Origin of the sequence: Synechococcus sp. R50.1, from assembly GCF_047462115.1 — a bacterium.
Classification (GTDB): Bacteria; Cyanobacteriota; Cyanobacteriia; order Thermostichales; family Thermostichaceae; genus Thermostichus.
In genome coordinates this window covers 48461-62064 of the sequence record NZ_JANSIN010000012.1, presented here as the reverse complement: position 1 = coordinate 62064, position 13604 = coordinate 48461, and the positions used below count along the sequence as shown (strand labels likewise).

Here is a 13604-nt window from a genome sequence, read left to right as displayed (position 1 = left end):
CCATAGGCTACCACGAGACTGGCAAGGCGCTCTGGGTGTTATGCTCAGAGCTTTGCGGGATACCGCCTTTCTGTTCGGAAATGGACAGAATGCTATCGCTTCACCGTTGAGCAGTAATGGTCAGCAGTGTTCAGCGTAAATGTATCAGACTTTCTTTCTGTGGCAACCCTTCCGGCTCGTTTGACGAGTCATTCGGACGAGAGGAAAAAGATGGCTCTGGGCTGCTCGCGTCGGCAGGATCCATCCCCGGCAAAGCCAAAGAACTAGCAGCCTCGGTGGCCCGAGCATACAGCCTGGCTCGAACCTCTGCCTCCTGCTTGGGCTTCAGATAGAGGTTCTCCAGCAGCACCGCCATACCCGCCACCCACGGGGGGGCGATCACCGCCCCAACAATACCCAACAACTGGGTGCCCCCCAGCACCGCCAGCAACTGATACAAGGGCTTCACCCGCACCGAGGATCCCACCAACAGAGGATCCAACACATAGGTTTCCAGGTTTTGAACGGCAACGTATAGGATCAGCACCCACAAAAAAGTCCAGCCCCCCTGAACGATTGCCACCACCAAGGCGGGCAGGGATCCCAGTACTGGCCCGATAAAGGGAATCAAGTTGGTAAACCCGGCGATCACCCCCAGCGCCAGAGCAAACTCCGACAGGCCCAGAAAGCGAAGCGAGACGGTGATCATCACACCCAAAATGGCAGAGACCAGCACCCGCCCCTGGATGTAGCCCCCCATGCGCTGGGCCATCGGGTGTACCTGCTCAGCAAGCCGCTCATTCCAGGGATAGGGAAACAACTCCACCAAGCCCCGCACCAAGTCAGAGCCGCTCACCAGCATGTAGCCGGAAATGAAGAGGGTCAGCACCATGGTCAGCAGACCGCCCAGCAAACCACGGGTGAAGTCGAAAGACTGCACCAGCACCCGTTGTCCCGAGCGAACCGCCCAGCTCATCAACGACTGAGGATCGAGCAACTGGTTTAGGTAGTCCAGCGCCGCCGGATCCACCCCCGCCAGATCGGCAATCCAGGTATCCACCAACAGTTGCAACTGCTCCAGATAGAAAGGCAGCCTCGTCAGCAACCGCTGGGTCTGAGTCGCCACCGTCGGGCCAATGAGCAGAGCCAAGCCGGCAATCCCGGCAATTAAACTCAAATACACCAGCACAACCCCCAGCCAGCGGGGGATGCGTAATCGCTCGGCCAGATCCACCAGGGGAGCCAGCGCCGCCGCCACCACCACCGCGATCATCACCGTCAGCACCAAGCTGCGCAGTTGCCACAGCAGCAACAACAGCATCCCTGTGGCCACCACCAGGGCTACGGAGGATACGGAGATGGTCAATTGTCTTCGGCTCATCATCTGGCTGGGTTCTCTTCAGGGGGCTAGGTAACAGACGGCTCTACCATCCTGGCTTGCCCTAGCTGGACTTGCCAAATGCTCCTGGGCAAAGACCCCAAACCCAGCGCTTCAGATTCTCAGCAAAAACCCCGCCAGAGCTGAGCTACCGCAACAGTTCCCTCCGCACCGCTTCTACATATTCCAGCAGCCCCGGGGATCCCGTGCCGGAAGCCCGCCACAACATCAAAGCGCTACCCAAATCGGAAGCGGCACCAGCCCTATCCTCTCCCTGGTAAGCGCGCGCCATACCCCGGTAGTAGTACACATCACCTTGGTAAGGCTGCAACTCAAGAGCTCGGCTGAAATCTTGAACGGCCAAATTGAAGTCGCAGATGCTGGCCCACATCAGGCCGCGATGGACATAGGCCTCGAAAAGATCGGCAGCATCTTGATTTTGCTTGGCCAGCTCAATCGCCAGATGCGACACATCAAACGCCGATTCCAGATGGCCTTGTTCGGCCCAGATGCGAGAGCGGATCAAGTGCAATTGCGGGTTGTGATAGGCAATCCGATCCAGGGGAGACAAGGTCGCCAGAGCCTGCTCAGGTTCTTGCAAACGCTCGTGTTGGATTTTGGCCTTGAGCAAATAGGCTTCAGCCAGGTAGGGATCCAAAGCAATGGCAATATCCAGATCCCGCAGAGCAGAGCGCATCAAGCGAGCAATGGCAGAAGCATGCTCAGGCTGCGGTAAAGCAGCAGGATCTTCTTGAGACTCCCGCCAGAAGTATTGCGCCCGTTGCAGATAAAGCTGCGCATTTCCCGGCTCCTGTTGGATGGACTGGGTTAGCCGCGCCAGCTCATTGGGAAGATCCGCCGGAGCAGAGGATTGAGAGAGAGTGGGATCCTGACGCCGAGGCCGTGCCGGCACGGCAAGGCTTGGGTTGGAACGGCCAACAACCCCGGCGGGCTGGGGAGCTGCCTGCTGTACCAGCAACTGATGAGCCTGCTGCTGGTGAGCTAGAGAGCGCTGCTCAAGCTGCTGTACCCGTTCTTGCAGCTGGGCTTGCCGCATGAGCCAAGATCCAGAACCTGGTTCATCTTCAAACAAGGCCTGGGATGAGGGCAGGGAGTGCTCCCAAGCTTGTAGAGAAGCCTCAGTGACAGGACTCTGGCTCTTACGAGACGAGGCCAACCAGCCACATTCGCCGATCAAAAACGGCAAGGACAGCAAACCCAACAAAGCCGAGCCGGAGAACAGAAGACTGGGCCTAAGCATGGATCCCACCCCTTGAAATAGCCTAGAAATGAAGAGTTGCCTCTAAGCTAGTTCGCCACAGCCGCAGTGTCCAGACTTTCGGCGATGCTTGCCCTGAGCCAAAACTCAGAAACTCTCCCCTAGGGGATTTTGCCACCGGCCAGATCCACCAACTCCACGCGGCGATTTTTTGCTCGGCCCTCCTCGGTGGCGTTGCTGGCAACGGGAGCCGAAAACCCCACGCCAACCGGATAAAGGCGGCGCTGCTCGATACCCAGCTGAACCAACCGGTTGACAACCGCCTCGGCCCGGCGCCGCGAGAGACCCAGATTATAGTCGAAGCTGCCGGTCGCATCGGTATGACCGACCACGAGGATGCTGAGGTTGGTGCGCTCGCGCATCAGCTTGGCGATCTCGGCAAGGGTGGGCTCGGCAGCCGCTTCAATCTGATCCGAGTCATAGGCAAAGAGAATGCCGTAGAGGGCGATCCGGCCATCGCGGCTGATGGCTTGATCGATCTCGCTGCTTGTAATGCTTTCAACCAGCTCCAGGCGTTGCTGGCGGGGCTTGACATCGACGACATCCACTCGCCCCAGAGTAATCCCGGTCGGGATCGGTCCACTGCCGCGGGTGACCTCCCAGTCATCGGTATTGACCACAAAGTAGGCGCTCACGAATCGCTCATCGCCTTCGGGGGACTTGCCACGTGCGGCTAAATAGGCAGCAGTGTTTTCTCTGGCGTTTTGAAACGGCCACTGGGCCCGTTCTTCCGGCGTGCTGTAGGTGCCCTTCATATCCAGGATCTCGTCAGCAATCTGGTTGTTGTAGCCGAGGGTCTCAATCTCCTCCCCCAAGCCGGAGAAGAGGATCTCAAAGCCAGACTCTTTCAGTTCGGTTTCGTAGTTGAGCAGCGCCTCAAGAGGGGCAACCCGCTCCGGCAGTCGGTAATAGGTCGTGATGCGACGCCCTTCGACAGTTTGAGACCGGTACGGCTGCACAGCTCCCATCGCGCCACTGAAGACGATTTTTTCAAGGGCCAACTTAAAGCGGTCGTAATCGGCCCGCGATTGAAACACAATGCTGGATCCTGCGAAGCGCTTAAGCCCTGGGGGATCCGCTGTCCCTGGCAGATCGGCCCGAGCTGGCCCCGCCTGGACAAGCAGCGCTGTTAGCACAGCGAAGGCAAAACGCTGTAAATCTGCGCGAAAAGACATAGCCACTCCCTAGTTTTTCCAAAATCTTTACGGGGCCAATGCCTAGAAGCTTAGCTCAGAAATGCAAAGGGATTAAGGGCAAACCTTTCTTTTAGTGTGTTAGTTTACGAACCATTGTTAGTACTTAGGATATGAAGCACTTAAAAATTAAGAGAAAATGCTAACCCGTAGTCGAGCTGAATATTCGAGACAATGCTCTGGCGCTCCCAGCTACCAAGGCGAACTCAAAAAGCGTTCATAAGCATTCATACCCTTTGTAACAGATTGCAAGCAAACCTTCACAAACAGATCACTGCACCTGAGCCAGAGTTAGATTTTCTACAGGAGCAGAACCGGGAAGTGCCACCCTTACCTTGGTTCAGTTCGACTCCCAGGATCCCTATGAAGTCATTCACCGCTTCAAGCCAATTGCCGAGGTCCCTGAGCTGACCCGCGAGACCTACGTGCCGCGAGCTTCTACTCCCTTGCTGGATGCCATGGGGCGCGGCATCATCGACCTAGAAAAGAGCCTCAGCGAACTCAGCGAGGCAGATCGCCCGGCCAAGGTTATGATGGTTGTGGTAACCGATGGGCAAGAGAATGCCAGTCGCGAGTTCCGCAAAGAGCAAATTGAGAAGATGATCAAGGGCAAGGAAGAAAGCTAATCCCTCTGCGGATAGGGCTTTGTGGGCAGGTTGACACAGGAAGCCCCTCGGATCCAGGGAAAGGGGAAGTATCGCAATGACCTCTGGGCCAGGGGGGATCCCTTCAGCGCCGTCGTCTGGAGCAGCGACGCAGTAACCAACTGGCGGCGGCCCGGTCGCCTTCATCCCATGCCAACCGCTCCACGGCCACCATCACCATCGAGGTGATTACAGCTTCACTTAAATGGCGAGAACGCAAGTGCTGCACGGCTGAAGTGGCGGCCTCTAGGTCGCGTCTGCGGATGGCGCGGAGCAGCTCATCAGACATAGACCAAGTCAACGAGCCTCACTTCCTTTCTGCCCCCTTTCTACCCCAAGAGCCAGAAACTTCCCCTTTCCTTCACCTGCTTGTCAGATAATGCAAAAGTTCGTTTTACTTTCACGAAATATCTCACAAAATGTCTTAGGAATTGTTATACTTTTTGCCCCTGAGCCGACTAGGCATGTCAGACAGCAGGGAGGACCGCAGGGGAGCACGGGATCCCTTTGATAAGCCGCTCCATTTCTGCTTGTAAATCTTGGGTGAGGGCTTGTACGGCTTGTCGGCGGTTGGCCTGGTAGGCGGGCCAGCGTTCGGAAACCGAGAGGGGATCCCCAATGCTGAAACGCGCCAGGCGGGGGCCCAAGCGGGGGGGAGCAGTTCCGACGGGATTTTCTCCTTTGATCCAAGCCAGCAGACTCCAGAGGCGCAGGGCGGTTTCCGCCAACTCGTCTAGACTTAGACTGGGCTGCTCGGGCATGGGGCGCACCGCAAACACCATCAAGGTTTCCGCCAAGCGCATGTGCCAGAGGTGAAAACTGGCCTCAGCAGCCACTCGATTGGCCAGCCCCCTTTCCAAAGCCGAGAGAGCAGCAATATCGGCAATATCTTCGCGGTAGATCCAGGCCCAGCCCGCCTGTTCGATGCGGTGCCGCCGCTCGATGAAGTCTCCTTGAGGCTCCAGACCAAAATGCTGCTCGGCCACCCGCAGGGCCAGATCTGACAAGCTTTGAAGACGCGCCAACAGATCCCCCTCTTTAACCTGGGCTCTATCTGCAGCAGGAAGAGCAGGGGCATAAAAGCGCTCATAGAAGGTCTGCATGACCTGGAGCAGGTGTTCTCCCAAGCGAAGGATACGGGCCAGCAAAAAGGCTTGACCGGCGTGAGCCGAGCGCGTGGGCGGCAGCTTGCAATCGGCCTCCATGCGGCTGAGCAATCTATTCAGAGCGGCACTGGGATCCCGCAGGTAGGAATAGCGAAGGCCTACCGGCAAGATCAGCACCTGCTCTGGCCGTCCCGCCTTGTGCAGATCCTCCACCGCCCAAAAGCTCATCTGGGCTACCCCCGGCTCCAACGGGTTGAGAAGACTGCTCATACCGTTGATCGTTCCTTCTGGAGCTACCGCCAGCGGATATCGGCCCGATACAAACTGCTCACGAGAACTTTTTAGCCCTGCCCGATCCAGACGGCCTCGCAAAATCGGGATCCCACCCAAGCGCGGCAAGCCCCAACGGGCAACGGATCCCAGCCACAGAGGTAGGCCGCGGTCGTAGACAAACAAAACGTGGGGCCGGCCCCGAAAGCGGATCCCCTGGCGTTGGGCCACCTGCGGCAGGAGATGGGCAAACAAGTACATCAAGCAGGGGGGATCATCGAGGGTCGGGTGTCGAAACGCCACCAGCAGGCGAATCTTGCCCGCCTCAAACTGCTGATAAAGCTGAGCCAAACGCTCTCCCCCCTCTACTTCAACGCGAGGGATCCCTTTGGTCCATCGCAACCAAAAGGGCAAGCCTGCTTGAGCGAAATGAACGACCCAAGGCGTCAATCGCGGCGGCAAAAACTTGAGGGGTGGCTGAACCCTCTGTTGCATAGGGATCCTTATCTAGGGTCAGCAAGATCGGTGAACCTAGGCTTTGGATCCCATCTTAAAGAGGGCAAGGCAAGAAGAAAGCCACACAGTGACAGTTCGTCAACTGGATCCCTTCTCCTCACTCCCGGCCCGGCAGCGGCTCAAGCCCCAGCAGTTTTTTTCCGGCGACCGCGAGTCGCTTTGGGGGAAGCTTCTTTACTTGGGGTTGACTCCTCCACCACCTGGCCGTTTAGCACTTGCTTGAGGTGAATGTGCTTGTAACCTAGCTGAATCTCGAACTCATCCCCGGGTTTGAGATTCATTTTTTCGGTGTAGGCCGACCCAATGATCAACTGCCCATTTTTGTGAACGCTGACCCGAAAGGTTGGCTCACGACCGCGCTTGTCCCGGCTGGAACTTGGGCTGAGACTCAGACCTTTTGCCGCCAGCACCGCGTCATAGAACTCATTCAAGTTGACGCGAGGCTTGTTGGTCTTGGTCATGGTTACATAGCCACATCGCTTTGCCGTTTCTCGGCGTGGAAGATGCCCCAACGCTTCGACCTTCTGGAGCAGAGCCTTCCCGGTTAAAGGTTGTGGTGGTATATCTGACATTTTTTAATGTCCTACATCCTTCCCCTAAGATCATAGCCTTATGGTGTACCCCTGCAACCGAAAGTCGGAGGCTTTTTTGAAGACAGGTTTTTCTCCTGTTCCTTGAGCCGGCAGCTCGGAAGGAAAAGCCTCTTCTCACTCAAGAGATGTTCCCGCTCTTGCCAAAAGGTGATGGAGGCAAAAAGAACTCAAGCGCTGAAGGCTGCTGGGGTTTGCGTGGAGGGAGCTGACAAAAGATTGCCGTTGGAATAGGGGTGGTGCCGTGGCGCAGATGCAATTGACCGCCTTTGAGAGGGGAAAGCAATTGAGACTTCACCCCATGGCCGAAGGCGCGCAGGGGATAGGCATTGCTTGGAGACAACCTCATCCTCACTCGTCAGGTGCCCCGAACTCTGATCACGTCTTCTGCAACTTCCGCCAGAAAACAGGCTCGACTTTCCAAAAAACCGCCGCTGAGATGGTGATTGCCTTGCGCAAATCGGTCGAAAAGACAGCCAGAGCGGTGTGAAGCTGGATGCCATCAGACCTAGGCCAGCAGGCATTTTTATCTCTTGGCAGAGGCCGGCTACATCTGAGTAATGGCTGAGGGATCCCCTCTTCGGCACTTCTTCAGATGGGAGCGCAGTGAGCGCGAGTTGCCCAAAGCAAGTTATTCATTCAGGATCCACTCGATTGGCTACCGCTGAGACAACGATGAGTGGCAAGCTCACCAGCAAACAAAAGCCCCATTGCTCCCAAGACAGGGGTGCTGTGTCGAAGATAATGTTGAACAAGCTCCACTGGCTGAAGAGGATCTGCAGCAGGATGGCCGCCCCAATGCCGATGGCAATGGCTGCTGTATCCATGAGGCGCTCATGGTGCTCCAATTGGCTGGCACGTCCACGGCCCAACAGGGTAGGAATGGCCTGGCTGAGGCTGAGCAAGTAGAAGATGCGCCCGATCACCAACGCTTGGATGGCCATGGTGCGGGCCAGGTTAAGGTTGCCGGTGGTTTGTTCGATGTATTCAAAAACCCCGAAGATCAAGATCCAGTTGAACACGGACACCAGCAGGATGCGCTGCAGCAGCCTAGGAGAGAGCAAGTTGGCGTTCGGATCCCGCGGCGGGCGAGTCATCTCTCGGCCTGTGCTCGGCTCAAAGGCAAGAGGCACCGTCATGGTGATGGAGTTGATCATGTTGAGCCACAACACCTGGATGGCCAAAATGGGCAGTTTGCGGTTGAGGAGGACGCTGAGGAGAAGGGTCATTGACTCCCCTCCGTTCACCGGCAGGATGAAGGCAATGGCTTTGAGCAGGTTGTTGTAAACCGTGCGCCCCTCCTCAACGGCTGCCTCAATGGAGGCGAAGTTGTCATCGGTCAGGATCATGTCGGCAGCAGCTTTGGCCACTTCGGTGCCGCCTCGCCCCATGGCAATCCCCACATCTGCTTGCTTTAGGGCCGGAGCGTCGTTGACGCCATCGCCGGTCATGGCCACGATCTGCCCCCGCGCTTGCAGAGCTTCCACCAGGCGCAGCTTTTGCTCTGGCACCACCCGTGCGAAGACGGATCCCTCATTGGCGGCTGTAACAAACTTCTCGGGGCTGAGCCGCTCCAGATCCTGGCCGCTATAGGCTTTGACTGGTTTGCCACCCCCCAGGCCCATCTGCTCGGCAATGGCTTGAGCCGTGAGCACGTGGTCGCCGGTAATCATCTTCACCTGGATCCCAGCTGTTTGACAGGAACGCACGGCGGCAATGGCCTCTGGCCGCGGCGGGTCAATCATTCCCTGCAAACCGAGGAAGATTAAACCCTCCTGCAGATCTGGGTGATCCACCCGAGTTTGGCTGCTGGGGACGGTTTTTTGGGCAAAGGCCAGAACTCGCAGCCCCTGCTGTGCCAAGGCCTCCACCTGCTGGCGAATCCGCTCCTCTTCCAGAGGCTGGATCTCCCCCTGGGATCCCATCTGGCTATGGCAGCGGGACAAGAGAGCCTCTACGGATCCCTTGACGTAAATGCAATGCTCCTCCGGCCCCAATCTGTGTAAGGTAGCCATGTACTGAAACTCGGATTCAAAGGGGATGCTGTCCAGGCGAGGGCGGCGGCGCTGCAGTTCTTCCAGATCCAGACCCCCCTTCTGGGCTGCCACAATGAGGGCAGCTTCGGTGGGATCCCCTACCACCTCCCACTGGCCGTTGTCTTTGGGTTGCAGACGGGTGTCATTGCAGAGGCAGCCGGCCAAGAGACAAGCCTGTAACGCCAGCAGCCGCTCCACTTCCACTGGATCACCCCCCTCCTGGGCCAGGATTTGTCCCTGAGGACTGTAGCCACTGCCCGTAACTTGGTAGAGCTGGGATCCGGCGTAGATGGCCTGCACCGTCATCTGGTTTTCCGTGAGGGTGCCGGTTTTGTCAGAGCAGATCACCGTGGCACTGCCCAGGGTTTCCACTGCCGGTAGCTTGCGAATAATGGCGTGGCGTTTTGCCATGCGGGAAACCCCAATCGCCAAGGTTACAGTGACTACCGCCGGCAAGCCTTCGGGGATAGCACTCACCGCCAGCGCCACTGCCGCCTCAAAGACACTGGCCGCCCCCTGTCCCTGAGCCAATCCCACCAAAAAGGTGAGCCCGGCCAAGCTGAGGATGATCCTGAGCAGCATGAGGCTGAACTCCTCGAACTTGCGAGTCAGGGGGGTTTGCAGGGATCCCCCCTTTTCGACCAACTCCGAGATACGGCCTGTTTGAGTCTGGTTGCCAATGGCCACCACCACCCCCGCTCCTTGGCCGAAGGTAACAAAGCTGCCGGCATAGGCCATGTTCTGGCGGTCCGCAAGAGAAGTCTCCTCTGGCAGGGATCCCAGCCGTTTTTCCACCGGCACCGACTCTCCGGTCAGGGCCGATTCATCCACCTGCAAGTTGCGCACGCTCAGCAAGCGCAGGTCGGCGGGTACCTTATCTCCCGAGCTCAAGAGCACCACATCCCCCGGCACCAGCTCCCGCGAGGGCACCCGCAGTTTTTGCCCCTCCCGGATGACCGTGACCTCCGTCACCACCGACTGGGCCAGAGCGGCAATCGCTTCCTCCGCTTTGGACTCCTGGATGTAGCCGATGAGAGCGTTGATTACCACCACCGCCCAGATCACGATGGCATTGCGCCAGGATCCCAAGAACGCCTTGACCGCCCCGGCAACCATCAAGATGTAGAGCAAGGATTGGTTGAACTGCTGCAGAAACTTCACCCAGGCCGGGGTAGCTGCCTTGGCCTTTAGCTCGTTGGGGCCATATTGCTTCTGCCGCTGGATCACCTCAGCTTGAGACAGACCCCGTTCCAGAAGCGCCGCCAGAGGCAGATCCACTGCAACGATTTGGCGGGCAACTTCCTCTTCGGGCAGGGCGTGCCAGGGAGCAACCGGCAATGAGCCAGCAGGGATGGATTTTGCCATCGTGATGAAGGTCTCCAGTTGAATCGCAACAGAACTTGAAGGCCAGCCGTGAACCCAGCGGCAAATCCTTCGTACAGTCCACAGCCTAGCGGATGCTGCTCATCCTCCGAGATGCCACTGCTGCCACCAGCGTCAACAAAGCCTAAGTCCCAGGCTAAGATTTGCCTCAAATTCTCGACAGCTTGAAAAAATGGCTATATTCTTATCGGGTGTTATGATTACGCTTGTTTCCCAGCTGCAACTCCTGAAGGCTGGCAATCTGCAGAGTCTTCTACGGATTGCCAGTTCGGGGTTGTTGGCTGTCATTTAACAGGTTCTTCCGCATTAAACTAAACAGCTTCTTGAGCTCAAGTTCAGTTCTGTTTGAGGAAACTGCTGTGTCAACGACTACTAAGCCAATGGAACTCAAAACCCAATCCCCACCCGCCTCCACCCAAACGAACGGGCGCCCTGGCGTGGAGGGATCCACCTCCAGAACTTCGCAACCTGTCATTCACCATCAAATTGTTGTAGTGGGAGGAGGGGCTGCCGGCATCAGCGCAGCGGCCCAGTTGCTGGAGCGCAAGCGCAATCTTGATATCGCGATTGTCGAGCCCTCCGACAAGCACTACTACCAGCCCGGCTGGACATTGGTAGGGGGAGGTATTGCCCCCCTGGCCAAGTTTATCCGGGACGAAAAAACAGTGATCCCCAAGGGAGCCACCTGGATCCAAGCACGCGTGGCGGAGTTAGATCCGGATCACAACCGCGTGATCACAGAGAGCGGGCAGATCATTCAGTATGACTACCTCATCGTTGCCCCAGGGATCCAAATCGACTGGCACTTGATCGAGGGCTTGCCGGAGGCGCTGGGCAAAGGAGGAGTAACCAGCAACTACTCCAAGGACTACGCCCCCTACACTTGGGAGACCATCCGCAACTTCAAGGGGGGAACAGCCATCTTCACGTACCCGGCTACCCCAATCAAGTGCGGTGGCGCCCCCCAAAAAATCATGTACCTGGCCGACGATGTCTTCAAAAGCAAAAGTGGGGTTGGCGTCAACACCAAGGTTCTCTTTTGCACAGCCACTCCCACTCTCTTTGCCGTGCCGGAGTACAGTGCTGCCCTGGAGAAGGTGGTAGAGCGGCGAGGGATCCAGGTGAAATTCAAGCACAACCTCAAAGCCATCCGGCCTGAGACTCAGGAAGCCATCTTTGAAGTCACCACCGACAATGGCAAAGAAGAGGTGAGCCTGCACTACGACATGATCCACGTGGCTCCGCCCATGAGCGCTCCGGACTTTGTCAAGCGCAGCCCCCTGGCCGGGCCGGGAGGATGGGTGGATGTGGATAAGGCAACGCTGCAGCACACCCGCTACCCCAACGTGTTTTCCTTGGGAGATGCCTCTTCTCTGCCAACGTCCAAAACGGCGGCTGCCGCCCGCAAGCAAGCGCCGGTACTGGCCGAAAATCTCTTGGCTGCCATGCAGTCCAAGCCCCCGGTGGCCCAGTATGATGGCTACACCTGTTGTCCCCTGATCACAGGCTATAACTCCCTAATCATGGCGGAGTTTGCCTACGGGGGGAAACTGGCTCCCTCCTTCCCGCTGGATCCGACGCGGGAGCGCTACTCCATGTACCTAGCCAAGGTGCATCTATTACCCTGGCTCTATTGGAACCGCATGCTCAAGGGCAAAAAGTTTGAGGCAGACATCTTCAAGCCCATCAACAAGTTGGTGCATCGCTACTAAGGCTCTTGGATCCCTCGCCCCTGACCCCTCTCCTCTGGGAGAGGGGAGTTTTTTTAGAGGCAGGCTTTTAGCCTTTTCAGCATCGGCAGCGCCGTGCGCAGGCCGCCTGAGTATTCGCGGAACAGCCCACCGGCAGGTGATTTTTGGCCCTTCCAAGCCGGCTGTAAGCTCCCCAACCCCAGCCACTCACCCTTTTTCGCAAGCAGAACCAAGTCTGACTGCCTCTAGATTGTCCTGGGAATTACTGAGGAAGATCGCGGACAAAGCTACAAAATATTTCTTAGTATCAATGTTTTTTGAGATGTAAGGCTTTGCCGCATAACTTTCCCCTAGTCTCCGTAAAGACCGAATAGGCTAAGTGTGAAAGTCTCATCTAAGGATGTTATCATATGTCCGACGAAGAAGAGCTAGGGTATCTCATCAAGAGGCGAAATGAAATTATAGAGCAGCAGAGAAATATCCAAGCCATTATTCAGGCTCCAAGGAATTGGCGAAAACGGGATATTTTGCGTCAAGCAAAAGAGTGGGGCTGGGAAATTGTTCAGCGACGTGCCAGACATAGCACGCAGGCTGTTCGGGGTGATTTAAGAATTCCTATTCCCGGACACGGCGGCGGAGATACTTTGAAAGTAGGATTAGCTCACAAAGTCTTATCCGAACTAGCAGAGCCTGTACTCAGAGAGCTGCAGCTTCAAGAGCAAGAGTACAGCGACCTACTTATTAGCTTTCCAGCGAATAGAGGTATTAGCTTTAGGGTTGAGGCGGGTTTACTAACTAAGCAGATTGAGTTTCTGGAAGAGCAGAACCAAAAACTTGAATTTAAAATAGTCGAGACTGAGGAAGCAGCTCTTAGTTTGCTCACCGAGAAAGAACTTGAGAATCAGCGGCTAGCCAACAGAATGAGAGAGCTTGTGGAAGAGCAGCTTCAAGCGCAAGAAGTTCTCGGTCATGCTATCGTAGCTCTGAAGCAGCTCAAGCATCTCTTCGACCAGCTTCAGAATGCGGTAAACCAAATTCCCATCCTATGGGTTAAGAGCTTATTGCAAAGTTACCTGAACAACATCAAGTCTGTTTTTGAAACCAACTTGCTCTCTGCCGGTTCTAGAAAGTTGCTTCAGGAGAAAGAACAGGAGTCTTATCAAGGGAAGTTGCCTCAGGAGAACAACCATGGGTCTCATCGAGAGTCTTGAAACGGCAATCGCGACCTCGCGGCGCAACTATGCTGAGCTTGTTAGCTTGACAGACCAACTCATCACCGAGCAACAGCAGCAAGGTCAACGAAATTGGCTGCGGCTGAATGCCAAGCCCTGGACCGTAGCGACTCTTAAAAAAACCTTTGCTTCCTTTGCAGCAGCTCGAGCTTACTTTGGCAAATGTTATGGCTTAAAGGCAAGAGGGTGGAAAACTTTAGCAGAGCAGGTCAATACCGTTGAGACGGCATTGATTCACTTGGGTCTAGCTATTCGCGAAAACCCACAAGAAAAGAGCATCTCCCCTTTCAAGAATTGATGGCTACCC

The 13604-nt window shown here is 56.4% G+C and carries 12 protein-coding genes and 1 pseudogene; 6 read left to right on the top strand and 7 right to left on the bottom strand.

Annotation, left to right across the window (positions count from 1 at the left end):
- Positions 1-139: pseudogene (locus tag NW870_RS05220) on the top strand (RNA-guided endonuclease TnpB family protein); the annotation flags it as partial.
- Here NW870_RS05220 and NW870_RS05215 read toward each other — a convergent pair.
- From NW870_RS05215 to NW870_RS05205, 3 genes are all read right to left on the bottom strand, one after another.
- A complete protein-coding gene (locus NW870_RS05215; RefSeq protein WP_414374273.1) occupies positions 131-1363 on the bottom strand; it encodes an AI-2E family transporter in 1233 nt (410 codons plus the stop codon). The pseudogene NW870_RS05220 and the gene NW870_RS05215 sit on opposite strands and share 9 nt — an antisense overlap.
- A 142-nt stretch (positions 1364-1505) precedes the next feature.
- On the bottom strand, positions 1506-2414 hold the full coding sequence (locus NW870_RS05210; RefSeq protein WP_414374272.1) for a hypothetical protein: 909 nt from the start codon (positions 2412-2414) through the stop codon (positions 1506-1508).
- Positions 2415-2737: 323 nt separating this feature from the next.
- Positions 2738-3811, bottom strand: coding sequence for an OmpA family protein (locus tag NW870_RS05205; RefSeq protein WP_414374270.1), 1074 nt, complete (start codon positions 3809-3811; stop codon positions 2738-2740).
- 353 nt (positions 3812-4164) lie between these two features.
- Between NW870_RS05205 and NW870_RS05200 the strand changes: the two genes are divergently transcribed.
- Positions 4165-4455, top strand: a complete 291-nt coding sequence (locus tag NW870_RS05200) for a hypothetical protein (protein ID WP_414374267.1) — start codon at positions 4165-4167, stop codon at positions 4453-4455.
- 103 nt (positions 4456-4558) lie between these two features.
- Here the strand turns inward: NW870_RS05200 and NW870_RS05195 are convergent, their stop codons facing one another.
- The 3 genes from NW870_RS05195 to NW870_RS05185 form a co-directional block, all read right to left on the bottom strand.
- Complete coding sequence (locus tag NW870_RS05195; protein ID WP_041436260.1) at positions 4559-4762, bottom strand: hypothetical protein; 204 nt, start codon at positions 4760-4762, stop codon at positions 4559-4561.
- A gap of 178 nt (positions 4763-4940) precedes the next feature.
- Positions 4941-6344, bottom strand: a complete 1404-nt coding sequence (locus NW870_RS05190; RefSeq protein ID WP_414374264.1) for a 1-acyl-sn-glycerol-3-phosphate acyltransferase — start codon at positions 6342-6344, stop codon at positions 4941-4943.
- A gap of 140 nt (positions 6345-6484) precedes the next feature.
- Positions 6485-6937 carry an AbrB family transcriptional regulator gene (locus NW870_RS05185; RefSeq protein WP_011432404.1) on the bottom strand — a complete coding sequence of 151 codons (453 nt, stop codon included), beginning with the start codon at positions 6935-6937 and terminating at the stop codon, positions 6485-6487.
- A 271-nt stretch (positions 6938-7208) separates the two neighbouring features.
- On the opposite strand from NW870_RS05185, the gene NW870_RS05180 reads away from it, so the two are divergent.
- Positions 7209-7445: a hypothetical protein gene (locus NW870_RS05180; RefSeq protein WP_414374263.1), complete on the top strand. Its 237-nt coding sequence runs from the start codon at positions 7209-7211 to the stop codon at positions 7443-7445.
- 145 nt (positions 7446-7590) lie between these two features.
- Here NW870_RS05180 and NW870_RS05175 read toward each other — a convergent pair whose 3' ends face one another.
- Complete coding sequence (locus NW870_RS05175; protein WP_414355636.1) at positions 7591-10356, bottom strand: cation-transporting P-type ATPase; 2766 nt, start codon at positions 10354-10356, stop codon at positions 7591-7593.
- Between the two features lie 377 nt (positions 10357-10733).
- On the opposite strand from NW870_RS05175, the gene NW870_RS05170 reads away from it, so the two are divergent.
- The 3 genes from NW870_RS05170 to NW870_RS05160 all read left to right on the top strand — a co-directional run bounded on the left by NW870_RS05170 (position 10734) and on the right by NW870_RS05160 (position 13595).
- On the top strand, positions 10734-12086 hold the full coding sequence (locus tag NW870_RS05170) for an FAD/NAD(P)-binding oxidoreductase (protein WP_414374260.1): 1353 nt from the start codon (positions 10734-10736) through the stop codon (positions 12084-12086).
- 389 nt (positions 12087-12475) lie between these two features.
- Positions 12476-13276 (top strand): hypothetical protein, encoded by an 801-nt coding sequence (locus NW870_RS05165; protein WP_414374258.1) that lies wholly within the window; start codon positions 12476-12478, stop codon positions 13274-13276.
- On the top strand, positions 13254-13595 hold the full coding sequence (locus NW870_RS05160) for a hypothetical protein (protein ID WP_414331053.1): 342 nt from the start codon (positions 13254-13256) through the stop codon (positions 13593-13595). The genes NW870_RS05165 and NW870_RS05160 overlap by 23 nt, the downstream gene beginning before the upstream one ends.
- Positions 13596-13604: the final 9 nt, after the last annotated feature.

What these genes read in the sequence shown, in the direction of transcription:
- NW870_RS05210 (WP_414374272.1), bottom strand. Translation starts at nt 2,414, where the DNA reads ATGCGGCAAGCCCAGCTGCAAGAACGGGTACAGCAGCTTGAGCAGCGC.
- NW870_RS05175 (WP_414355636.1), bottom strand. Translation starts at nt 10,356, where the DNA reads ATGGCAAAATCCATCCCTGCTGGCTCATTGCCGGTTGCTCCCTGGCAC.
- NW870_RS05190 (WP_414374264.1), bottom strand. Translation starts at nt 6,344, where the DNA reads ATGCAACAGAGGGTTCAGCCACCCCTCAAGTTTTTGCCGCCGCGATTG.
- NW870_RS05185 (WP_011432404.1), bottom strand. Translation starts at nt 6,937, where the DNA reads ATGTCAGATATACCACCACAACCTTTAACCGGGAAGGCTCTGCTCCAG.
- NW870_RS05195 (WP_041436260.1), bottom strand. Translation starts at nt 4,762, where the DNA reads ATGTCTGATGAGCTGCTCCGCGCCATCCGCAGACGCGACCTAGAGGCC.
- NW870_RS05165 (WP_414374258.1), top strand. Translation starts at nt 12,476, where the DNA reads ATGTCCGACGAAGAAGAGCTAGGGTATCTCATCAAGAGGCGAAATGAA.
- NW870_RS05205 (WP_414374270.1), bottom strand. Translation starts at nt 3,811, where the DNA reads ATGTCTTTTCGCGCAGATTTACAGCGTTTTGCCTTCGCTGTGCTAACA.
- NW870_RS05180 (WP_414374263.1), top strand. Translation starts at nt 7,209, where the DNA reads ATGCAATTGACCGCCTTTGAGAGGGGAAAGCAATTGAGACTTCACCCC.
- NW870_RS05215 (WP_414374273.1), bottom strand. Translation starts at nt 1,363, where the DNA reads ATGATGAGCCGAAGACAATTGACCATCTCCGTATCCTCCGTAGCCCTG.
- NW870_RS05160 (WP_414331053.1), top strand. Translation starts at nt 13,254, where the DNA reads ATGGGTCTCATCGAGAGTCTTGAAACGGCAATCGCGACCTCGCGGCGC.